We start from the raw sequence: 21607 nt of genomic DNA, 5'->3' as shown, positions 1-21607 counted from the left end.
CTGCCGCAGCCCGCAGGCCGATGGACGACCGGATCGTGCAACTGGACTGGAGCCGCACCTCGCTAGGGCCGCTGCCGCGCTGGCCGGCTTCGTTGCGCATTGCTGTCGATATGATGCACCTGTCGCCGTTCCCCTGTGCCGTGGTCTGGGGGCCAGACCTGACGGTGGTGCACAATGATGCCTACCGTGCATTGCGCGGCGGCGCTGCCGATGGGCTCGGCCAGGCGTTCGATACGCTGTGGCGCGAAGCCTGGCCGGCAGTCGGCCCTTGGGTTTTCAAGGCCTTGGAAGGGCAGTCGAGCTTTGTCGAGGACCCTCCCTTGCGCATCGGCAGTGACGCGCGCGGCGAGCCCCTCTGGTGCGCGTTCGGTTACGCGCCCCTGCACGATGAGCAAGGCGAGGTCGCGGGCTTTCTGCATACGGTGATCGAAACCACTGCCAGCGTCGAGGCCCACCGGCATTGGCGCGAGCAGGCGCAAGACTTCGAGCGGCAGGTCGAGCGCCATGTGCTGGAGCGCGAGCAGATCTGGCAGATGTCTCGGGATGCGATGATGATGGTTACCCCGGAGCTGAAGGTGCACGCCGCCAACCCCGCCTGGCACCGGGTGCTGGGTTGGGACGAGCAACAGGTCCAGGGGTTGTCGGTACTGGAGCTGGTGCACCCGGCAGACCGGACCGAGGTGCAGGTGGTTGTGTCCGCGCTATTGCAAGCCAGCAGCGTCGATCAGATCGAGACCCGCTTGCGGCACCGCGAGGGGCATTACCAGACCTTTCGCTGGAGCGCGCGCTTCGATGGGCGCTTGCTGACTGTCGTTGGCCAGGATATCAGCGAGGACCGCGAAGAGGCCGCGCGCCAGTCTGAAGCGCTGATGCGCAACACTGAACGCATGGAAGTCGTGGGGCAACTGGCCGGGGGCATGGGCCATGAGTTGAATAACCTGCTTTCTGGTATCGGCGGCAGCCTTGAGCTGCTCCAGCGCCGCCTTCAGGAGGGGCGCCCGGAGCGGATCGGTACTTATGTGGATGTTGCGCGCGATTCGGTGATGCGGGCCATGGAGCTGACCCACCGTTTGCTGGCCTTTTCCCGCCATCAACCCTTGGCGCCAAAGCCGCTGGATTTCAACCGGCAGCTGCGCCTGTGCGAGCCGCTTTTGCGCAGGACCCTGGGTGCAGAATTGTGTCTGCACTGGCAACTGGACGTCGCCCCGTGGGTGGTCAACCTGGATGTCGCCCAGCTCGAGAATGCATTGATCAACCTGTGTGCTAACGCCCGCGAGGCGTGCCTGGAACGTGGCAATGTCACGATCCGCAGCGTCAACGAACGCTTGACCGCCGCTTTCCCGGACGAAAACGGGCTGCCACCAGGCGACTATGTGGCCTTGCATGTGGAGGACGACGGCCACGGCATGTCGGCTGCGGAAATCGCCAAGGCGTTCGAGCCGTTTTTCACCACCAAGCCCATCGGCCGTGGCTCCGGCCTGGGGCTGTCGATGGTCTACGGCTTTGTCGGCCAGTCGGGGGGCTATGCGTGGATCGAGTCGGCGCCGAACCAGGGGACCAAGGTGTCGATGCTGTTCCCCAGAACGTTCGAACCGCTTCCTGATGAGTGCAAACCGGTGCAAAGGCCGCAACGCATGGCCCAGGGCGAGCGGCTGCTGCTGGTGGATGACGAGCTCAATTTGCGCGCGGTCATGCGCGAATACCTGGTTGAGCGCGGTTTCCAGGTGGTTGACGCAAGCGACGCCAACACCGCATTGGAGCGGTTTCGCCATGACGGTCCGTTCGACCTGGTGATCACCGATATCGGTTTGCCGGGCGGCTTCAGCGGGCGCCAGGTGGCCAAGGCCATGCGCATGCAACTGCCACAGCAGAACATCCTGTTCATCACGGGCTATGCGGGGCAACCGGTGGAGCCCCAGTTGCTCGAACAGCCTGGCACAGCGTTGATGAACAAGCCGTTTTCGCTGGCAGACCTGGCAGACCAGGCGTTGCGCATGCTCGAACAGTGAGCCCCTCAGGGTTGGCCAAGGATCATGGCCACCTGTTCCTGCAGCTGTCGCAGTTCGAATGGCTTGCAGATCAGGTGCATATCGCACCCCAGAAAGCCCTCGCGCGCCATCGCGGTTTCCGCATAGCCGGTAATGAACAGCACCGGTAACCGGGGGCGCAAGCTACGTGCAATCTCCGCCAGTTGCCGACCGTTCATGCCGGGTAAACCTACGTCGCTGATCAGCAGGTCGATGGGTTGCGAGGCGCGTAGCACCTCAAGCCCCTCCTCGGCGTTGGCCGCACTCAGGCACGTGAAGCCATTGTCACGCAGGGCCTGGCACAGCAGTTCGCGAACATGCAGGTCGTCCTCGACCAACAGCACCCGGTGGCCGTGTGTGGCTTGCGCAGGTACCAACGGTTGGGCGGGCGAGGGTGCCTGGTCGATGTGACGCGGCAGGTACAGGTCTACCCGCGTGCCCTTGCCAATTTGGCTGTGCAGGGTGACATGGCCATGGGATTGCTTGCTGAACCCGTACACCATCGACAAGCCCAGGCCGATGCCTTGGCTGGTCGCTTTGGTGCTGAAGAAGGGTTCGAATGCGTGCTCCAGTGTGCTTGGCGCCATGCCCTGGCCGTTATCGATCACGCTCAGGCGCAGGTAATCGCCGGCGGTCAGGGGGCCGTCGGCCATGGGGCTGCTGTAGACATGCTGGTTGGTTGCCTCGATCCGCAGCAGGCCACCGCTGGGCATGGCTTCACAGGCATTGAGGATCAGATTGTCGAGGGCCTCGCGCAATTGCCGGTCGTCAGCTTCCGCGTTCCACAGGCCTTTGGCGATGCTCACCTGCAGCTTTATCCCAGGCTTGAGTTGAGCCTTCAGCTGCTTGGTCTGCAACAGGGTGTGCAGGTTGACGCATCGGCTGTGCAACGACTGCCTGCATGAGAAGGCCAGTAGACGGTGGGTCAGGCGGGCGGCGCGTGACACCGCTTCGCGGCCCAGGCGCAACACACTGTCCAGGCCGTCGGCGCGGCCTTGCTTGAGGCGCCGGTCGATCAGCTCGAGACTGCCGCCAATACTGGTGAGCAGGTTGTTGAAATCGTGGGCCACGCCGCCAGCGAGTTGGCCGATAGCTTCCATCTTGCGCGCCTGGAAGCGGGCCTGGGCGTAGCGCTCCGTCGGCTCATCAGGCTGGGCGAGCCCGTTATCCAGCCGCTGCTGCAGGTTTTTAAGCTGGTCGCGGGTCAGGTATTGCCGACGCCTGTGGCGCAGCGCGGACTGGGTCATGTGCAGCAGTTGGTCGTCGCCGAAAGGGGGCACCAGCAGGGTAAGGTTGCCGACCGGGTGATTGTGCACGCGGCTGGCCGACCATGCACCCTGGGTCACCAGCACGATGGGCAGATCCGACCAGTGCGGTTGCTGGTCGATAAAGGCCTGCAGCAGGGCACTAGGGCCTGCGTTGAACACCTGCTCGGCGATGATCGCCAGGCCGGCGCCTTCTGCCAGGCGCGCATGCAGGTGCCCCAGGTCGGTGGCACACAGGCAATCGATGCCGGCCGCCGACAGCAGGTGTGAGGTTTGCGCCGCCAACGGCGGTGGGGCGAGGATCAACGCACGTTCATCCAGCGCCAACGAACTGGCCAAGGCAATTCTCCTGCAGAGTGGCCTGATAACCACTGGACCCTGGGCACAGGCTCAGGGTTCAACAGGTTTCAGGCAGGCCTAGAGGCCTTGCTGCAGGGCGGGGTCATCCGGGTTTTGCTGCTCCAGCTCGGCCAGCAGCACCTGCACGTTCTGAAGTTGGCCGGATTCTTTCCAGTACTGGATCAGCAACACCCGCGCGCGACGGTTGGCCGGTTGCTGGCTGAGCACGGTTTCCAGCTGCTTCTGCGCCGCATCAACTTGCTCCAGCGCATGCAGGGTCACCGCCAGGGTATAGCGGTAATCGACGTTGTCCGGGTCCAGTTCAACCGCGCGGGACAGTGCCAGCAAGGCGTACTCACGTTGCTGGTGGCGGATCAGCCAGCGCCCCAGCTGGTATTGCAGGAAGGCCGAGTCCGGGCTGAGGGCCAATGCCTTGCCGAGCACCTGGCGTGAGGCATCGTGCTGGCCTTGACGTTCCAGCAGGCGCACCTGGGTGGCTAGCGCGTCGAGGTTGCCTGGGGCGACGGTCAATGCACGTTGCAGGGCTACCGCAGCTTGGGTGTAGTCATTTTCGTGCATGTACAAGCGCGCCAGGTGCACTTGCGCGTCTGCTTCCTCGGGTTGTTGCGCCAGCGCTTGCTGGTATTGCTCCAGGGCCGCCTGCAGCGGGCCGAAATACAGGCCTATGTCATCCGGGGAAAGGCCAAGCAAGGCGTCCACGGCAGCGAAGCGCACGCTTTGGTCGTCATCGTCCAGCAGCGGGCCAAGCACCAGGCTGCGCTGCGCGGCAGGCAGCAGCCGGCGGATACCTGCGATGGCGGCACGGCGCACCAGTGGCTCGGCGTGTTCCAGGTCTTGCCGGGCGATTTTCAAGGCCAGTGGCGAAGGGTAGTTGGGCAGCTCGGCGTACAGGGCTGCGCGCCGGATGGCGGGCAAGTCGGTGCGTTGCAACTGCTGGTAAAGCACCCTGGCAGCGCCGGGCCGACCGTCGTGCGCCTGGCGCAGGGCCTTGGCATAGCTATGCGCCGGCAAGGCCGGCTGGGCTGGCGGGGTATCGCGCCACAGGTACCCGAACAGCGCCGATACCAGGATCAACAGCAGCACGGCGATCAGGTAGCGGTTGCGTCTGGGCATCGTGGGGTCCATGGCGGCAAGAAGGGCTGAGCTTGGGCCAGGCGATAGATAAAAGCAACGGCTTGGCTATCGCCCCTTCGGTTTCCCGGCGTTTGTTCAGCCAGCTTCAGATTCCCTTCAGATTCGTCACTGATACTTCGCTCAACCCATTCATTAGGGGGGAGTCCCATGACCCATACCCTGTGGAGCAGCCTGCTCCCACTGCCGATAGGCACCCATGCAGCGCATCACGGCTGTTTGTCCCTGCACCTGCCGGGCGACCCTGACCGGGAAGAACTCGAGCACTTCATTCATCGCTGTTTCGCTGAAGTTCACCACGCTGATGTGCACCACTACTTGCCCGAATTGTTGGCATTGCGGGATAGCCATGGGCACTTGATTGCGGCGGCGGGTCTGCGCCCGGCCAGCAGTGGGCCGTTGTTTCTCGAGCATTACCTGGACGTCCCCCTGGAAACGGCGATTTCGCGACTGACCAGCCTGCCCGTTGCGCGCGAGTGCATGGTCGAGGTCGGCAACCTGGCGTCGCTGAGCGCCGGCAGCGCACGCATCATGATCACCGCCGTGACCTGGCTGCTTGCCACCCGCGGGCTGAAGTGGGTGGCGTTCACCGGTGCCTCCACCTTGATCAACAGTTTCCAGCGCCTGGGCCTGGCACCTACAGTGCTGGCGCAGGCCGACCCGGCACGCCTGGACGAGCCCGTTGCGCAATGGGGCAGCTATTACGCCCAGCATCCGCAGGTGTACGCGGGCGAAATCGGCCAAGGCTTCGACTTGCTGCGTAGCGCTGGTGTGTTTCGCCGCCTGGGCTTTCCGGTGCTGGACGAGGAGACCGGCCATGCCGCTTGAACTTGAACGTTTCTGGCAGGCATTGCTGGCCCATGGTGATGCGCCCGCGCTGGAAGGGGCCAGTGCACGCTACACCTACAAGCAGTTGCTTGCCGAGGTGCTACAGCGTGCCGAGGCCCTGCGCCAGCGTCAGGCCGGTGTGCTGGTGCTGGGGCTGGATAACGGTCCCGAACTGCTGTTGTGGGACCTGGCCGCGCTGGTCTCGGGGCGCGCCTGCGTGACGGTGCCCACCTTCTTCAGCCCAACCCAGTTGGAGCATTGCCTGCAACAGAGCGGCGCCAGCCTGGTGCTCGGCCCGCCCGCCTGGGAGAGCTTGCTCGGGCGGCTGGGTTTCGTCGACCAGCACGGCTTCTGGTCGCGGCCAGCGCTGCCTGCGGTGGCCCTGCCTGAAGGCACCGCCAAGGTCACCTACACCTCTGGCAGTACCGGCAACCCCAAAGGCGTGTGCCTGAGCGCGCAGGCCATGTTGCGGGTCGCACACGAACTGGAACAGGCCAGCCGGCCTACGCAGCCTCGGCGCTACCTCGCTGTGCTTCCGCTGGGCGTGTTGCTGGAGAACCTGGGCGTTTACGCCGCCTTGCTGGCAGGGGCCAGTGTCATGCTGTACCCACAGGCCCAGTTGGGCATGGGGGGGGCAAGCCAGGTCGATTTCAAGCGGCTGCTCGGGGCCATCGCCTTGAGCGGCGCACAAAGCCTGATTCTGGTTCCTCAACTGCTGCTGGGGCTGGTCACTGCAATCGAGCGCGGGCTGATGGGGGTTGGCATGCTGCGTTTCGTTGCGGTGGGTGGCGCCCGTGTGGCGCCCAGCCTGCTGGCGCGGGCCGAGGCCGTAGGCTTGCCGGTATTCGAGGGCTACGGGCTGTCGGAATGTGCCTCTGTGGTGGCGCTGAACCGCCCCGGTGCGGTGCGCCCGGGCAGTGTCGGCCGGCCATTGCCGCATGTGCAGGTGCGTATCGCCGAAGACGGTGAGGTGCTGGTTGCCGGGACCCTGCTGCTTGGCTATCTGGGCGACACGCCCAGCCAAACCGCGTGGTGGGCCACCGGCGACCTGGGCTTTTTCGATGATGAAGGCTACCTGCACCTGAACGGGCGCAAGAAACACCAGTTCATCACCAGCTTCGGGCGCAACGTCAACCCTGAATGGGTAGAAGCCGAGCTGACCCAGAGCGGGGTGATCGCCCAGGCGTTCGTTCATGGCGAGGGCATGCCGCGCAACGTGGCCTTGCTCTGGCCGCTCGCCCCGGGCACCACGGACGCGGCTATCGAGCAGGCCGTGCAGCACAGTAATGCCAGTTTGCCCGACTACGCCAGGGTGCATGCCTGGCGGCGTTTGCCAGCGCCATTCTCGGTCGCCGAGCACACCCTGACCGCCAATGGCCGCCCACGCCGTGAGGCGATCCTGCAGCGTTATCAATCCTTGTTGTCCGACATTCCGTCATGAGGTCTACCATGTCATTTTTCGACACCCTGCAGCTGCAAACCAGCCACGAACGTCAGGCTTTGTTCGCGGTGCCGGTCATTCGCGAGGCGCTGGCCGGCCAGGTCAGCCGGGCCAGCTACATCGCCTTCCTCACCCAGGCCTATTACCACGTTCGCCATACCGTACCGCTGATGATGGCGTGCGGCGCGCGGCTGCCGGCGCGGCTGGAGTGGTTGCGCGGCGCGGTGTGCGAGTACATCCAGGAGGAGTACGGCCACGAGCAGTGGATCCTCAACGATATCAAGGCCTGTGGCGGGGACTGGGAGGCGGTACGCGACGGCCGGCCTGCCTTGCCTATCGAGTTGATGGTTGCCTATCTGTACGACCTTATCGCACGGGGCAACCCGGTGGGGTTGTTCGGCATGGTCAACGTGCTGGAGGGCACCAGCATCGCCCTGGCCACCCATGCTGCCGGGGCGATCCAGAGCACCCTCGGGTTGCCCAACCAGGCCTTCAGCTACCTCAGTTCCCACGGCGCGCTGGACCAGGACCACATGGTCACCTACAAAAGCCTGATGGACCGGCTGGACGACGTGGCCGACCAGCAGGCGGTGCTGCACGCCGCCAAGGTGGTGTACCAGCTGTATACCGCCATGTTCGAAGGTTTGCCACGCACTGAGCATGCCGAGGTGCAGCATGCGCTTGCATGAGTCGGTGGTGGTGCTGACCGGGGCCAGTGGCGGCATCGGCCTGGAACTGGCCGAGCAATTGTGTGCAGCCGGTGCCCAGGTCCTGGCGGTAAGCCGGCACATGGGCAAGCTGGCGGGTCTGATGAACCGCTACCCTGAGCGCCTGCGTTGGCAAACGGCCGACCTGCGTACGCCGACCGGGCGTGAACAGGTGGTCAGCCGCGCCCGTGAAATGGGCGGGGTCAATGTGCTGATCAATGCCGCCGGTGTAAACCGTTTTGCCTTGCTGGACCAGTTGGACGAGTACGCGCTGGATGAATTGCTCGACATCAACATCAAGGCGCCCCTGCAGCTGACCCGTGCCTGCCTGCCCCTGCTGCGCGAGCAACCCAAGGCGCTGGTGGTGAATGTCGGTTCCACTTACGGCTCGATCGGCTACCCCGGCTACGCCACCTACTGTGCCAGCAAGTTCGCCCTGCGCGGTTTCTCCGAGGCGTTGCGCCGTGAGTTGGCCGATACCACGGTGAATGTGCTGTATGCCGCCCCGCGGGCCACCCGCACCACCATGAACAGCAGCGCCGCGACCGCGCTCAACCAGGCGCTGAAGGTTGGCATGGACGACCCGGCTGATGTCGCCCGCGCCGTGCTCGTGGCCGTCCAGTCGGAACGCAGCGAGCTGTATCTGGGGTGGCCGGAAAAGCTCTTCGTACGCATCAACGGCATGTTGCCTGGGGTGGTCGACCGTGCCCTGCGCAAGCAATTGCCTGTCATTCGCCGCTACATTGGCGGCCATATCAAGGAGTCGAGCAAATGAAGCGACTGGCCTTCATCAGCCTGCTGGCGTTCACCCCGTTCACCTGGGCACTGGACCCAGCCGGCAACCAGCAACTCAGCGCGCTGCAACAGCGTTGGGCACAAATCCAGTACCAGACCCCCAAGGCCCAACGTGCCGATGCCTTCGAGCAGTTGTCCGGTGATGCGGCGGCATTCGTCAGGCAGCACCCCGGCACCCCCGAGCCGCTGATCTGGGAAGGCATCATCAACAGCAGCTGGGCTGGCGCCGTGGGCGGGCTCGGTGCGCTGGGCAAGGTCAAGTCAGCCAAGGCGAGCCTGGAGCAGGCCATGAAGCTGGACCCTGATGCGCTGCAGGGCTCGGCCTATACCAGCCTTGGCACGCTCTACGATCAGGTGCCGGGCTGGCCGATAGGCTTCGGTGACAGCGACAAGGCGGACCAGCTGTTGCGCGAAGCCCTCAAGATCAACCCCAACGGCATCGACAGCAACTATTTCTGGGCCGACCACTTGTACCGGCAAAAGCGCTACGCTGAAGCCACTGCTGCCTTGCACAAGGCTATGCAGGCGCCGCCGCGGCCGGGCCGTGAACTGGCGGACCAAGGCCGGCGGGCGGATATCGCGGCTTTACTCAAGGCAATCAAGGACAAACAGGACTGAACATGCGGCTACTGCTGGTTGAGGACGATACCGCACTGGGGGAGGGGATCTGCGATGGCTTGCGCCAGGAGGGTTATACGCTCGACTGGTTGCGCGACGGGCAGAATGGCATGCACGCGTTGCTGCATGAAACATTCGACCTGGCCATCCTGGACCTGGGCTTGCCGCGCCTGGATGGCATCGAGGTACTGCGGCGCGTGAGAGGCGCTGGCAATAGCTTGCCGGTACTGATCCTCACCGCGCGGGACGCTCTGGATGATCGCATCGCCGGGCTGGATGCCGGCGCTGACGACTACCTGGTCAAGCCGTTCGACCTCAACGAGCTGAAGGCCCGCTTGCGGGCTTTGCTCAGGCGCAGCGCCGGGCGTGCCAAGGTATTGATCGAGCATGCGGGGGTCATGCTCGACCCCGCTACCCAGCAGGTGCATTACAAAGGGCTGGAAGTGATATTGACCCCCAAGGAGTACCGCTTGCTGCATGAATTGCTGGCCCAGCCGGGCAAGGTGTTCACCCGCGAACGCCTGACACAGCTGCTGTATGGCTGGGATGAAGAGCCTGAGAGCAATACCCTGGAAGTGCACATCTACCACCTGCGCAAAAAGCTCTACAACGGCCTGATCCGCACGGTGCGGGGCATTGGCTACCTGGTCGAGGGCAAGGCATGACCTCGTTGCGGCGAAGGACGTTGTGGCGGGTCATGCTGCTGTTGCTGCTGGGCACAGGCCTGCTGACGCTGTACAACTACCATGACAGTCGCCATGAAATCAACGAAGTGTACGACGCCCACCTGGCGCAGAATGCCCGCCTGCTACAGGGGGTCATGAGCCTGCCGGTCCAGGGCGGCTCGCGCCAGGCCATGTACCAGGCTTTCAACGACGCCTTGGCCCAGGCCGGCCACCACCGGGTTGGCCACCCCTACGAGAGCAAGCTGGCATTCCAGGTATGGGGTGAGGGGGGCGTGTTGCTGGTGCATACACCCAGTGCCCCGCAGCTGTCGCTGCCGCCATCCGAACCCGGGTTCTACGACTTTTCCAGTGGTGACCGACAATGGCGCGGCTTCGTGTTACCGGTGCCCGAAAAGCACTGGGTCATCTGGGTGGGTGAACGCGATGATGTGCGCTACGACCTGATCGACCGGATCGTGCGCCATACCTTGTTCCCCTTCCTGCTCGGCAGCCTGGCCCTGGTGTTGCTGGTATGGGTAGCGATCGGCTGGGGGCTGCGCCCCTTGCAGAACATGGCCACGGTCATTCGCGCGCGCCACGCCGATTCACTCGAACCCTTGCGCCTGGCGCCATTGCCCTCGGAGCTGGAACCCATGCAAGCGGCCATCAACCGCCTGCTGGCGCAGATCGAAGACATGTTGCGGCGCGAGCACCGCTTCATTGCCGACGCCGCCCATGAAATGCGCACGCCGCTGGCGGTATTGCGCCTGCATGCCCAGAACGCACTCGAGGCCGCGAGCGAGGCCGAACGGCACAAGGCGCTGGGCTTTCTGATTGGCGGTGTGGACCGGCTGACCCGGGTGGTCAACCAGTTGCTGACCCTGGCCCGTGTCGAACCGCGCCTGGGCCAGCACGCCGCGGTCAAGGTCGACCTGGGTGAAGTGGTCACCGACACGATGGCCGAGCTGACCCCCTGGATACTCGACCGCGGCCTGGAGCCATCGCTGGATATCGGTGAGGGTGATCACCACCTAGGCATCGACGCCGGTGCGTTGACCATCGCGTTCCAGAACCTGGTTTCCAACGCCGTCGAGCACTCGCCCCCGGGAGGGCGCATCAGCGTACTGCTCAGGCGCCTGGAAAACCGTTTCGAGCTGATCGTGGAGGACGATGGCCCAGGTATCGAACCGGCCGACATCGCGCGCGTATTCGAGCGCTTCTACAGCCGTAACAGCCCCAACGGTGCCGGGCTGGGGCTGTCCATTGTCGCCACCATCATTGACCGCCTGGGCGGTCATGTTCACCTTGAGAACCGACCGAGCGGGGGCTTGGCGGCAACCCTGCGGCTGCCTTTGAAGTGATGCAAAAAACTGTACGTTCTGGGTGACAAACCTGTACAAGCTGCTATGTTTGTACAATATTAGTCACGGCAGCCGAGGCCAGCATGGCAGTCCCAGCCCGATTCGCATCCCTGTGTCTGTTGCTGACCGCCCTGGCCACGGCGGCTGTGGCGGACTGGCGCGTGGATGTGCCGGCCGCACAACGGCTGGGTGAAGGCGATTTCAGCTGGTGGGGCCTGCGTTTGTACAGTGCGCGGCTGTGGGCAGCTGGCCCCGTGCAGCGCTGGGATGAGCCGTTCGCGCTGGAGCTGCGATACCACCGCTCGCTGTCCAGAGACACCTTGGTCGAAGCCAGCCTTGCAGAAATGCGCAGGCTCGACGGGGGCAGCATGACGGCACAACGCAGCGCGCAATTGACCGGGCTATTGCAACAGGCATTCGTCGACGTGCACCCCGGCATGCGCATCACGGGTGTTTACCTGCCGGGCCAAGGCTGCCGGTTTTACGTTGACGGCAAACTCAGCCGCGCAATCACCGACCCTGTCTTCGCACGGGCATTCTTCGCCATCTGGCTTGGCCCGAATGCCAGGGACCCACAATTACGGCAGCGCTTGCTTGGGCTGGCCGGCACCGATGGAGAGCCGTGACATGAACGTTGGCAAAGCGCTGTTACTGGTTGGCTGCCTGCTGTTGGGCAGTTGCGGCAACGTGGGGGTCGAGCATTATGCCGGTGAGCAACCCAAGTTCGACCTGGCTGCGTTCTTCTCCCGACCGGTTCAGGCCTGGGGCATGTTCCAGAAGCGTTCCGGCGAGGTGGTCAAGCGGTTTCATGTGCGCATCGACAGCCGCCGGGAAGGTGAGCGGCTGATTCTCGACGAGCACTTCGTGTACAGCGACGGTACGCGCCAACAGCGCACTTGGACCTTGGTGCCGGATGGGCCTGGGCGCTGGCGGGGCACGGCCGGCGACGTGATCGGCGAGGCCCGCGGCGAAGTGGCGGGCAATGCGCTGCGCTGGCGCTACCGGCTGGACTTGCCGGTGGACGGCAAGCACTGGGAGGTGGACCTGGACGACTGGATGTACCTGATGGATGACGACACGCTGATCAACCGCTCGAGCATGAGCAAACTAGGTGTGGAGATCGGCCAGATCACGCTGTTCTTCCGCCGTCTGCCGGAGGCTACGCCATGAACCTGAATGCATTGGCCCAGCACGTGGATGCGGGCGAGATCGAAGAGCTTGAAGTGCTGTCGCTGGAAGGTGGCTTCTACGTTCTGCGTGCCATTACCGCAACCGGCCCGGTTACCTTGAGCGATGCGCAAGGGCAGCCTGTGCGGGTGCGCTCCACCACCGAACTGCGCGATTTGCTGGCCGACATGGCAGAGGTGCCATGCGTGCTGGTGCAGCAGTTGGTGCATGATGAAATGTGCGGGCAACGTGACGGCCCCATCGCGCCATTGCGCGTGCCGATTACCTTGGCCAGCCAGTGGTAGGCCGCCCCATGCGCCTGGGCCTGGTCCTGGGCGACCAATTATCGCTGGAGCTGCCAAGCCTTAGGGCACTGGACCCTGCTCAGGACGCTATCCTGATGGCAGAGGTGGAGGGCGAAGCGCGCTATGTGCCCCACCATCCGCAAAAGATCGTGCTCATCTTCAGCGCCATGCGCCATTTTGCCCAGGCGCTGCGCGAGCGCGGCTGGCAAGTGCACTACGTGCCGATTGATGACAGCGAAAACAGCGGCAGCATCGTTGGCGAATTGCGACGCTGGCAACAACAGCTTGGCGCGGCACAGATCGACCTGACCGAATGTGGCGAGTGGCGGCTCGAGCACGCGTTGCGCGATTCCGGGCTGCCCTTGACGTGGCACCGCGACACCCGCTTCCTGTGCTCGCGTGAGGCCTTCGCGCGCTGGGCCGACGGTCGCCGGCAGTTGCGCATGGAGCATTTCTATCGCGGTATGCGCAAGCGGTGCGGCCTGTTGCTGGAGCCCGATGGCAGCCCTGCCGGGGGGGCTTGGAACTTCGACAGCGAAAACCGCAAGCCACTGCCTCGCAACCTGGGCGCTCCGTTCGCGGCGCGCTTCACGCCCGATGCCATTACCCTGGCGGTCATGGCGCTGGTACGCCAGCGCTTCGGCGACCATTATGGCGAGATAGACGGGTTCGAGTACCCCGTCACCCAGCAGCAGGCGGGTGAGCTGTGGCAGCATTTTCTCGACTTCGGTCTGGCCGCATTCGGTGACTATCAGGACGCCATGGCCGAAGGTGAACCTTATCTTTTCCATTCACGCATCAGCGCGGCCCTGAACATAGGCTTGCTCGATGTGCGGCAGTTGTGCGAAGACGTGCAACAGGCCTGGCGCGACGGCAGGGTGCCGCTCAACGCGGCCGAAGGTTTCATCCGCCAACTGATCGGTTGGCGTGAGTATGTGCGCGGCGTGTATTGGCTGCGCATGCCGGACTACGCCGCACTGAACCACTTCGGCAACACCCGTGCCTTGCCCGAGTTCTACTGGACCGGCAACACCCGCATGCGCTGCATGGCGCAAGCGATAGGGCAAACGCTGCGGCTTGGGTATGCGCACCACGTGCAGCGGCTGATGGTGACCGGCAACTTCGCCCTGCTGGCAGGCATCGCGCCTGCCGCCATCTGTGAATGGTACCTGGCGGTCTACATCGACGCGTTCGATTGGGTCGAACTGCCCAACACGCTTGGCATGGTGATGCATGCCGACGGTGGCTACCTGGGTTCCAAACCGTATTGCGCCAGTGGGCGTTACATCCAGCGGATGTCCGACCACTGCAAGGCCTGCAGCTATCGGGTAGACAAAGTGGTGGAAGCCGATGCCTGCCCGTTCAATGCGCTGTACTGGCATTTTCTTATGCGCCACCGTCAACGCCTGTCGGCCAACCCGCGCCTGGCAATGGTCTACCGTAACCTCGACCGCATGGCTGCCGCGCGCCGTGATGGCGTGTGGCAGCGTGGCGAGCAATTGCTCGCTGAACTGGATGCAGGCAGGCCGCTGTGAAGAAGCAAAACCTGCCAAGCAAGGTGTGCGTGGTGTGTGGCCGGCCATTCACCTGGCGCAAGCGCTGGGCGCGTTGCTGGGACGAGGTGCATTATTGTTCCGAGCGCTGTCGCCGCTCAGCGCCACGCAGCCAGGCGCACCAGCAAGGGCAGGGCCAAGGCCCAGATCGGCACTAGAACCAGGGTGGTTGCCAAAGGCCCCAGGGGCAGCGCGACATCGGCCAGCCTGGCGCCGCCCAGATACGCCAGGGGGCCGGCAACCGCGCCGACCACGGCGCCGCGCAAAAACGGCCGACCAGCCCAAGCCAGGCTATGGCGCAAACCGCTGGCCAGCACCAACCACATCGATGCCAGCCACAAGGGTAACGGCCAGGCATGAAAATCAAATACACCAAGGCTGCCTAGCAGGCTGTCCAGCAGGCACCCAGCCATGGTCACGCGTAACAGCGCCCAAGCTTCTGCCCGCGGTTGTGTGCATGTCCATAGGTGCAGCGCCAGCCCCAAAGGCACCAGCATCAGCACCCAAGGTGTGCTGGCACCCCATACGCACAACCACCAGCCCAATTGCAGCCACAGCCCATTGGCAACCTGGCCGCGGGTAACCATCACGCCGGTACAGGCAGCGGCGCGCGACGCGCGTTCGGCGCCGCCCACAGCAGCTGCGCCACGCCAATGGCACGCTCCTCGAAACCGCCCTGGCAGTAGCACAGATAAAACTCCCACAGGCGCTGGAACGTCTCGTCATAACCCAACGCCGCGAGCGAGGCGCGCGACTGCTTCAGGTTGTCGTGCCAGTGCCGCAGCGTCAGGGCGTAGTCGACACCGAAATCCTCCAGGTGAACCAGGTTCAGCGCTGTCTGGCGGCTGGCCGTATCGACTAGCACGCTGAGCGAGGGCAGGGCGCCGCCGGGGAAAATATAGCGCTGGATGAAGTCCACCGAGCGCCGTGCCTGGGCATAGCGCTGATCGCGAATGGTGATCGCCTGGATCAGCATCAGGCCATCGGGCTTGAGCAGCGCCCCACACTGACGGAAGTACGTGGGTAGGTAGCGGTGGCCTACAGCCTCGATCATCTCGATCGACACCAGTTTATCGAATGTGCCGCGCAGGTCGCGGTAGTCCTCCTGCAGCACGGTGATCTGCCGCTCCAGCCCCAAGTCTTTGACCCGTTGCAGGGTATGGCTGTACTGGGCCTGTGACAGGGTCGTGGTAGTGACCCGGCAACCATGATGGCTGGCGGCATGGATGGCAAGGCTGCCCCAGCCAGTGCCGATTTCCAGCAGGTGGTCTTCCGGGCCCAGTTCAAGCTTCTCGCAGATGCGTTGCAGCTTGCGAAGCTGGGCTTGTTCAAGGGGTTGGTCGGGGTGCTCGAACTGGGCAGCCGAGTACATCATGGTCGGGTCCAGCAGTTGTTCGAACAATGCGTTGCCCAAGTCATAGTGGGCCAGTATGTTGCGTCGCGCACCGCGCCTGCTGTTACGGTTGAGCCGGTGCAGCAGGCGCAGGGCGGGCCGGCCCAACCGCGCCAGGCCCCCTTCGAGGGCGTCGAGCACCTCGAGGTTGGCGACAAACAGACGGGTGACCAGGGCCAGGTCGGGGCTGCGCCAGTAACCATGGATATAGCCCTCACCGGCACCGATCGAACCATTGCTCGCCAGCAGGTTCCAGGCAGCATCATCGAGAATTTCCACCTCCGCCTGCAGGGCACTGGCGGCATCACCGAAGGCCCATTGTTGCCCATGGCACAGCACACGAAGGTGGCCATGGCGCAGCTTGCCCAGTTGTGCCAGTACAGCGTTGCGCGCCAGCGCGCCCAACCAAGGGGCGATGCCTGCTGACTTGCTAACGCTCAGGGTGGGATTTGACATGATCGGAGTCCTCGCAAGGTTGGCCAAGGGCCAGGTCAGCCTGGCTGGCGGTGTGGTCGTGAATAGGCGTGCGCTTGCAGAAAAGGCGCAGGGCTTGCCAGTAGATACCCGTCAGGGTGCGCAGGCTCATCCAGGGGAAGGCCAGGATGTAGCGGTGCAAGGCGGGGCGGTCCAAGGGTTGGCGCCGTAATGCCAGGTCGGCTTCGAAGACCTTGAGACCGCTTTGCCAGTTTTCCATGTGGATGCGTACCCGGCTCTCGTCGAGGTGGAAGCGCAAGCGGTAGTCCATGTCCAGCGGCATGAACGGCGACACGTGAAAGGCCTTGTTCACCGCGAACGGCTGGGCCAGCCCGCCCTGTACGGGCAGCACATAGTGGAAGCGCTCTTGCCAAGGGGTGTTGCGTACTTCCAGCAGGATTGCCGCCAGGTGCCCATCGCGGTCGTGGCAAAAGTAGAAGCTCACCGGGTTGAAGGCCAGTCCCCAGCAACGCAGCTGGGTCAGCAGACGTACCGGCCCTTCGGGCACCTGGCCCGTGGCCCGGCCCACCAACCGCCGCGCGGCACCGGCCAGCGATTGCCCTTGGCCGGTAAAGGCCGGCAGGTAATCGGTTTCTCGGAAGCTCAGCGGCGCCAGGCGCGAGCGCCGTAACCAGCGCGACAGGGTCATCAGCCAGGCTTGCTCGTCCAGGTCCAGGTAGAACATGCCGACCCGGTAGCGGAATGCGTGCGGCCGCGGGCTCAGGCGCCGGTGGCTGAGCCAGCCCAGGCACAGACCGCTGTTCATAGCTGTTCCCCGAAGTGGCTGGCCACCTGCAGCGCGCTGTTGACGCCGTCTTCGTGAAAGCCATTGCCCCAGTAGGCCCCGCAGAAATAGCTGTGCAGACCGCCTTGCAGCTGCGCATGCCGCGCCTGTGCCGCCAGCGCCGCCAGGCTGTATTGCGGATGGGCGTAGCTGAAGCGGGCGATGATCTGGGTGGGGTCGATCAGGGCGGTCTGGTTCAGGCTCACGCAGAACGTTACCGGCGCCTGCAGGCCTTGCAGGATATTCATGTTGTAGGTCAGCGCGGCCGGTGCCTGACCGTCGCCGGCCAGGCGGTAGTTCCAACTGGCCCAGGCTTTGCGCCGGCGGGGCAGCAGGCGGGTGTCGGTGTGCAGCACCACATCATTGTCGGCGTAGCCGATGGCACCCAGTACTGCCTGCTCCTGTGTGCTCGGTGCTTGCAGCAGGGCAAGCGCCTGGTCACTGTGACAGGCGAACACCACCTTGTCGAAGCGCTCGGTGCCGGCAGCGCTGTGCAGGGTCACCCCATCCTGATCTCGGTCGACGCGGTGAACCTTGCAGTCGAGCCGCACCTGTTCGGCGAACCGCCGGCTCAGCGGGCCGATATAGCTGCGCGAACCACCTTCTACTACCCGCCATTGCGGCCGCTGATTGACCGACAGCAGGCCATGGTTGCGGCAAAAGCGCACGAAGAACTGCAACGGAAAAGCCAGCATGTCGGCCCGGGACATCGACCAGATCGCCGAGCCCATGGGCACCACGTAGTGATCGACAAAACGTTGCCCGTAGCCTTGTGCCTGAAGATAGCTGCCCAGTGTGGTGTGATCGGCTATGCGCCCTGCATCCAGATCAGCGATGGCTTGCCGGTTGAAGCGCAGGATTTCGCGCAGCATTCCCCAGAAACCCGGTGACAGCAGATTGCTGCGTTGGGCGAACAGGGTGTTCAGGCTGTGACCGTTGTATTCCAGGCCGCTGAGTGGGTCGTTTACGGAGAAGCTCATCTGCGTGGGTTGTGAGCCCACATTCAGTTGGCCCAGCAAACGAATGAAGTTCGGGTAGGTCCAGTCGTTGAACACGATGAAGCCAGTATCGATGGCATAGCGCTCGCCTGCCCAGTCCACGTCCACGGTGTGGGTGTGGCCGCCGACCCAGCTGGCGGCTTCGAACACCGTGACCGCGTGGCGACGGGAGAGCAGGTAGGCACAGGTGAGGCCGGCAATGCCGCTTCCAATAATGGCGATGCGCATGGGTCAGTCCTGTTCGTGGCGGGCCAGGCGCAGGCCCAGGGCCAGGCGCAGACGCGGGGGCAGGGCCCCGAGCACGCGCAAGCCCCAGGTGAAAAGGCCCGGGAAGTTGATTTCGAGGGGGCGCCGGGGCAAGCGCTTGGCAATATGTTGTGCCGCGCGCTCGGCAGACCACATTTGCGGCATGGGGAAGTCGTTGCGACGGGTCAACGGCGTGTCGATAAAGCCCGGGCTGACCAACGTCACGTCGATACCCTCGCGTGCCAGATCGATCCGCTGCGACTCCACCAAGTACCGCACGGCTGCCTTGGACGCCCCGTAGGCCCCGGCACGGGGCAATGCCAGCCAGGTTACCGAACTGCCGACCACCACCAGGTGCGGGCGCTTGCCTGCCCGCAGCAAGGGCAGGGCGGCGGCTAGGCAGTTGCTCACGCCCATCAGGTTGGTGCGCACCACGCGCTCGACAAGCGCTGGGTCGAAGTGGCCGGGCTCCAGGTATTCACAAGTGCCTGCATTGAACACCGCCATGTCCAGCCCCCCCCAGGCTTGCTCGATGCGGGCGGCGATCTGTGCCACTTGTGCAGGATCGGCAATGTCGCCTTCGGCCAACAGTACCTGCCCCGGGTAACGTTCGGCCAACGGCAGCAGTGCCTGGCTGCGACGACCGCCCAACGCGACTTGGTGGCCTTGTTCCAGCAGCGTTTGCGCAAGGGCTGCGCCAAGCCCGCTGCTAGCACCTGTCAACCAGCAGCGGCTCATGCCAGCCTGCCTTTGAGCCAGCGAATGGCCCCGCCCACCAGTGGAACGTGCTCATACAACAGCGCGCCGGCGTCGAAGAAATCCTGGTGAAAATGGACGCGTTCGCGCCACTGTAGAAAACTGCAGCCTTGCACCGTTATCGGTGCGCCCCGTGCCAGCCGTGGGTGACGAAACTCAAGGGTCCAGCGCAGGTATCCCTGGCCGGGTAGAACCTCGTCCGCCGCGGCAAAGGCATAGCGGATATCGCGGGCATTGGCGTACAACTGGGCGAAATAGGCCTGCAGGGCATCCAGCCCGTGAATCTGATGCAGGGGGTCGCGGAAGACAACATCTTCGCTGTACAGGGTGTTCAGTGAACCAAGGCTGTTCACGTCAAGGTGGGCAAAGCGTTCAGCGAACTGCTGCAGGTAAGCGGACATGCTCGGCTCCGGATAATCCTGTACAACACCAGATTGTTGTACAGGTATACTCGAAGCCTACGACAAAAATTGTACAAGTCAAAGTTTTTGTATAGCTATTTTCAGCTTTCGCGTTGCGCCAACTGCCGCCGCAGTTCAGCAACCTCGGCTTCCAGGGCCTTGATCCGCGCCTCGGCCTCTACCTGCCGGGAAACATCGTGTTGGATACCGATATAGTAGGTCAGTTGATCCGCCCAGTTGAATACTGGGCTGATGGACAATTCGTTCCAGAACGGGCTGCCATCCTTGCGGTAGTTGCGCAGGACTTCCCGGCAGGGCTCGCCCTTGCGAATCGCCTCGCGGATGCGGTCTACCGCTTCCTGGTCATGGTCGGCGCCCTGCAAAAAGCGGCAGTCCTGGTACAGGATGTCCCTGGCCTGGTAGCCCGTCAGCTGCTCGAAGGCTGTGTTGGCATAGATGAGGATGCTGTCTTCGCCTTCCTGCTCGGCTACGACGATGCCGTCGTTGGATTGCTCGACCATCAGTTGCAGGAGTTTTGCAGTGATCATGTAGCGCTACCTACGCAAATGTCATGTTCAGTAAGCGCAGCGTAGCCCTGTGCAGGGCTTCGCGCGCAGTTTGCTGCATGATGACCCAGTTCGGCACTGCGCAGAAGGTGTGTATCGGTTTAGAATGGGGCACTTCCCGGACGACCCGTGCAATGACTGACAATACTCAAGCTGACCTGCTGCCCATGCGCGATGTGGTCACCCTGACGGGCATCAACCCGGTGACCCTGCGCGCCTGGGAGCGGCGCCATGGCTTGCTCCGCCCGCAGCGCACCGACGGTGGTCACCGGCTGTACACGACGGAGGACGTGCAGCGTATTCGCGACATTCTGCACTGGACCAACCACGGGCTGCCGATCAGCAAGGTCGGTGAGCGCCTCGCCGCCCAGCCCAAAGCCGCCGTGCAGTCGGATTCGGCCTTCGCCGATTGGCGGGCTGCGCTGCTGCGTGCTACCCAGGCGTTCGATGCCCAAACGCTGGATGCGCTGCACGGCCAGTTGTTCACGTTGTTGCCCAAGGCTACGGTGCTGCGCGAAGTGCTGATGCCGGTCTGGCAGCAACTGGCCGCCGGGCGAGCCTTCGGCCAACGCAGCCAATGGGTGTTCTTCGATAATTTCTTGCGTGCGCGCTTACTGATGCGCCTGCAGATGAACCAGGCCAATGCGCCGCGCGTGATAATGGCGGGCACTGAAGGGCATGCTGAAGCGCAGTTGCTGTGCACCGGTCTGTTGCTGAGCAGTGAGCAACAGCGCATTGATGTGCTTGGCTGTGATCAGCCACTGGAAGAGCTGGCGCTGGTCTGCGCCGCCGTGCAGCCTGCGGCGCTGGTGATTGCCCTAAAGGGCCCGGTGAGCGCAACACTGGCCCGCCAGCTGCGCGCCTTGCAGATGGACATCGCGTGCCCGCTGGCATTGGTCGGTGCGGGGCTTCCCGCTTCAGAATCGGTCTTGCAAGGCATACCGCTGCGGCTGCTGGATGAACAGGGGGATGACCTTGCGGGGGTGTTGAGTGCCTTGCTGGCAGGCCGGTTGGAGCTTTGAGCACCCGCTGCATGATCGGGTGCGCAAAGCTCACAGCATCAACGCGACCTCGGCCTGCGTTGGCTGACGCGGTTCATTCGCTCAGTGCTTTGATCAACTGATCGTTGAAGGCCGGGATATCGTCCGGCTTGCGGCTACTGATCAGGTGGCCGTCTACCACCACCTTCTCATCCACCCACTCACCCCCGGCATTGCGGATATCGTCCTCCAAGGTCTGGTAGCTGGTCATCCGCTTGCCCTTCACCAGGCCCGCCGATATCAGCAGCCAGGCCCCGTGGCAGATCACTGCCAGTGGCTTGTTTGCCGCAGCGTGGCTTTTCACCAGCGCTTGCGCGCCCTTGATCAGGCGAATGGTATCGGAGTTCTGCACCCCGCCCGGCAACACAATGGCGTCGTACAGATCCACCTGCGCGCTGTCGAATGTCGCATCCACCGTAAACTCATCAGCCGGTTTGTCATGGTTCCAGCCGCGTACCGTGCCTTCTTTTTCACTGAGGACATCGACCACAGCGCCGCTTTTTTCCAAGGCTTCACGCGGGCCGGTCAACTCGACCTGTTCAAAACCGTCAGTCACCAGGAATGCTACGCGCTTGCCGTTGAGTTTGTTGTTCATCGTGATTCTCCGTTTTCGATAGGCCTTAGAAGGAGGCCATCGCCCCACCATGAAGTTCCAACGCGATTCACCAGCGGTGCTGGTTGATGACAACGCATCCATGCCCCGGTAATAAAACTGAACGCTGCAGT

Annotated in this window: 24 protein-coding genes; 14 read left to right on the top strand and 10 right to left on the bottom strand. The window is 63.7% G+C overall.

Annotation, left to right across the window (positions count from 1 at the left end; genetic code table 11):
* The first annotated feature begins 20 nt into the window (after window positions 1-20).
* Window positions 21-2009: an ATP-binding protein gene (locus tag GEV39_RS13310; protein WP_249414274.1), complete on the top strand. Its 1989-nt coding sequence runs from the start codon at window positions 21-23 to the stop codon at window positions 2007-2009.
* A 5-nt stretch (window positions 2010-2014) separates the two neighbouring features.
* Here the strand turns inward: GEV39_RS13310 and GEV39_RS13305 are convergent, their stop codons facing one another.
* Together GEV39_RS13305 and GEV39_RS13300 are read right to left on the bottom strand one after the other, a co-directional pair.
* Window positions 2015-3631: an ATP-binding protein gene (locus tag GEV39_RS13305; protein WP_173889603.1), complete on the bottom strand. Its 1617-nt coding sequence runs from the start codon at window positions 3629-3631 to the stop codon at window positions 2015-2017.
* A gap of 78 nt (window positions 3632-3709) precedes the next feature.
* Window positions 3710-4765 (bottom strand): HEAT repeat domain-containing protein, encoded by a 1056-nt coding sequence (locus tag GEV39_RS13300; protein ID WP_144188517.1) that lies wholly within the window; start codon window positions 4763-4765, stop codon window positions 3710-3712.
* A gap of 168 nt (window positions 4766-4933) precedes the next feature.
* Here GEV39_RS13300 and GEV39_RS13295 point away from each other — a divergent pair, with 168 nt between their 5' ends.
* The 12 genes from GEV39_RS13295 (at window position 4934) to GEV39_RS13240 (ending at window position 14381) form a co-directional block, all read left to right on the top strand.
* Complete coding sequence (locus GEV39_RS13295) at window positions 4934-5611, top strand: thermostable hemolysin (RefSeq protein ID WP_125854253.1); 678 nt, start codon at window positions 4934-4936, stop codon at window positions 5609-5611.
* Window positions 5601-7052 carry an AMP-binding protein gene (locus GEV39_RS13290; protein WP_173889601.1) on the top strand — a complete coding sequence of 484 codons (1452 nt, stop codon included), beginning with the start codon at window positions 5601-5603 and terminating at the stop codon, window positions 7050-7052. Before GEV39_RS13295 ends, GEV39_RS13290 begins: the two co-directional genes overlap by 11 nt.
* Before the next feature lie 8 nt (window positions 7053-7060).
* Complete coding sequence (locus GEV39_RS13285; protein ID WP_029887138.1) at window positions 7061-7741, top strand: iron-containing redox enzyme family protein; 681 nt, start codon at window positions 7061-7063, stop codon at window positions 7739-7741.
* Window positions 7728-8534: an SDR family oxidoreductase gene (locus GEV39_RS13280; RefSeq protein ID WP_173889599.1), complete on the top strand. Its 807-nt coding sequence runs from the start codon at window positions 7728-7730 to the stop codon at window positions 8532-8534. The genes GEV39_RS13285 and GEV39_RS13280 overlap by 14 nt, the downstream gene beginning before the upstream one ends.
* On the top strand, window positions 8531-9172 hold the full coding sequence (locus tag GEV39_RS13275; protein ID WP_173889597.1) for a tetratricopeptide repeat protein: 642 nt from the start codon (window positions 8531-8533) through the stop codon (window positions 9170-9172). The genes GEV39_RS13280 and GEV39_RS13275 overlap by 4 nt, the downstream gene beginning before the upstream one ends.
* A gap of 2 nt (window positions 9173-9174) precedes the next feature.
* Window positions 9175-9837 (top strand): response regulator, encoded by a 663-nt coding sequence (locus tag GEV39_RS13270; RefSeq protein ID WP_173889595.1) that lies wholly within the window; start codon window positions 9175-9177, stop codon window positions 9835-9837.
* The gene (locus GEV39_RS13265; RefSeq protein WP_173889593.1) at window positions 9834-11198 is read left to right on the top strand and encodes a sensor histidine kinase; all 1365 of its coding nucleotides are present in this window, start codon (window positions 9834-9836) and stop codon (window positions 11196-11198) included. The genes GEV39_RS13270 and GEV39_RS13265 overlap by 4 nt, the downstream gene beginning before the upstream one ends.
* Window positions 11199-11281: 83 nt before the next feature.
* Window positions 11282-11824 (top strand): chalcone isomerase family protein, encoded by a 543-nt coding sequence (locus GEV39_RS13260; RefSeq protein ID WP_173889592.1) that lies wholly within the window; start codon window positions 11282-11284, stop codon window positions 11822-11824.
* Window position 11825: 1 nt separating this feature from the next.
* The gene (locus tag GEV39_RS13255) at window positions 11826-12368 is read left to right on the top strand and encodes a DUF3833 domain-containing protein (RefSeq protein WP_173889591.1); all 543 of its coding nucleotides are present in this window, start codon (window positions 11826-11828) and stop codon (window positions 12366-12368) included.
* Window positions 12365-12670, top strand: a complete 306-nt coding sequence (locus tag GEV39_RS13250) for a DUF6482 family protein (RefSeq protein ID WP_173889589.1) — start codon at window positions 12365-12367, stop codon at window positions 12668-12670. Before GEV39_RS13255 ends, GEV39_RS13250 begins: the two co-directional genes overlap by 4 nt.
* A gap of 8 nt (window positions 12671-12678) precedes the next feature.
* Window positions 12679-14205, top strand: coding sequence for a cryptochrome/photolyase family protein (locus GEV39_RS13245; RefSeq protein ID WP_173889588.1), 1527 nt, complete (start codon window positions 12679-12681; stop codon window positions 14203-14205).
* On the top strand, window positions 14202-14381 hold the full coding sequence (locus GEV39_RS13240) for a DUF2256 domain-containing protein (RefSeq protein ID WP_173889586.1): 180 nt from the start codon (window positions 14202-14204) through the stop codon (window positions 14379-14381). The genes GEV39_RS13245 and GEV39_RS13240 overlap by 4 nt, the downstream gene beginning before the upstream one ends.
* Here GEV39_RS13240 and GEV39_RS13235 read toward each other — a convergent pair.
* From GEV39_RS13235 to GEV39_RS13205, 7 genes are all read right to left on the bottom strand, one after another.
* Complete coding sequence (locus GEV39_RS13235) at window positions 14322-14810, bottom strand: DUF2878 domain-containing protein (RefSeq protein WP_173891707.1); 489 nt, start codon at window positions 14808-14810, stop codon at window positions 14322-14324. The genes GEV39_RS13240 and GEV39_RS13235 overlap by 60 nt on opposite strands.
* Window positions 14810-16072 (bottom strand): SAM-dependent methyltransferase, encoded by a 1263-nt coding sequence (locus GEV39_RS13230; RefSeq protein WP_173889584.1) that lies wholly within the window; start codon window positions 16070-16072, stop codon window positions 14810-14812. Before GEV39_RS13230 ends, GEV39_RS13235 begins: the two co-directional genes overlap by 1 nt.
* Entirely contained in the window at window positions 16047-16856 is an 810-nt protein-coding gene (locus tag GEV39_RS13225; RefSeq protein ID WP_173889582.1) for a DUF1365 domain-containing protein, read from the bottom strand. Before GEV39_RS13225 ends, GEV39_RS13230 begins: the two co-directional genes overlap by 26 nt.
* Complete coding sequence (locus GEV39_RS13220) at window positions 16853-18100, bottom strand: NAD(P)/FAD-dependent oxidoreductase (protein WP_173889580.1); 1248 nt, start codon at window positions 18098-18100, stop codon at window positions 16853-16855. Before GEV39_RS13220 ends, GEV39_RS13225 begins: the two co-directional genes overlap by 4 nt.
* Window positions 18101-18103: 3 nt before the next feature.
* The gene (locus GEV39_RS13215; RefSeq protein ID WP_173889578.1) at window positions 18104-18856 is read right to left on the bottom strand and encodes an SDR family NAD(P)-dependent oxidoreductase; all 753 of its coding nucleotides are present in this window, start codon (window positions 18854-18856) and stop codon (window positions 18104-18106) included.
* Window positions 18853-19275 carry a nuclear transport factor 2 family protein gene (locus GEV39_RS13210; RefSeq protein WP_173889576.1) on the bottom strand — a complete coding sequence of 141 codons (423 nt, stop codon included), beginning with the start codon at window positions 19273-19275 and terminating at the stop codon, window positions 18853-18855. The genes GEV39_RS13215 and GEV39_RS13210 overlap by 4 nt, the downstream gene beginning before the upstream one ends.
* Before the next feature lie 101 nt (window positions 19276-19376).
* The gene (locus GEV39_RS13205) at window positions 19377-19823 is read right to left on the bottom strand and encodes a PAS domain-containing protein (protein ID WP_173889574.1); all 447 of its coding nucleotides are present in this window, start codon (window positions 19821-19823) and stop codon (window positions 19377-19379) included.
* Window positions 19824-19975: 152 nt separating this feature from the next.
* Here GEV39_RS13205 and GEV39_RS13200 point away from each other — a divergent pair, with 152 nt between their 5' ends.
* A complete protein-coding gene (locus tag GEV39_RS13200; protein ID WP_173889572.1) occupies window positions 19976-20863 on the top strand; it encodes a MerR family transcriptional regulator in 888 nt (295 codons plus the stop codon).
* 73 nt (window positions 20864-20936) lie between these two features.
* On the opposite strand, the gene GEV39_RS13195 is transcribed toward GEV39_RS13200, so the two are convergent.
* Window positions 20937-21476 (bottom strand): type 1 glutamine amidotransferase domain-containing protein, encoded by a 540-nt coding sequence (locus GEV39_RS13195; protein WP_173889570.1) that lies wholly within the window; start codon window positions 21474-21476, stop codon window positions 20937-20939.
* Window positions 21477-21607: the final 131 nt, after the last annotated feature.

Origin of the sequence: Pseudomonas sp. NY5710 (assembly GCF_013305665.1) — a bacterium.
Taxonomy (GTDB): Bacteria; Pseudomonadota; Gammaproteobacteria; order Pseudomonadales; family Pseudomonadaceae; genus Aquipseudomonas; species Aquipseudomonas juntendi.
Note: the sequence above shows the minus strand (reverse complement) of the source record. Positions and strands in the feature narration are given on the sequence as shown.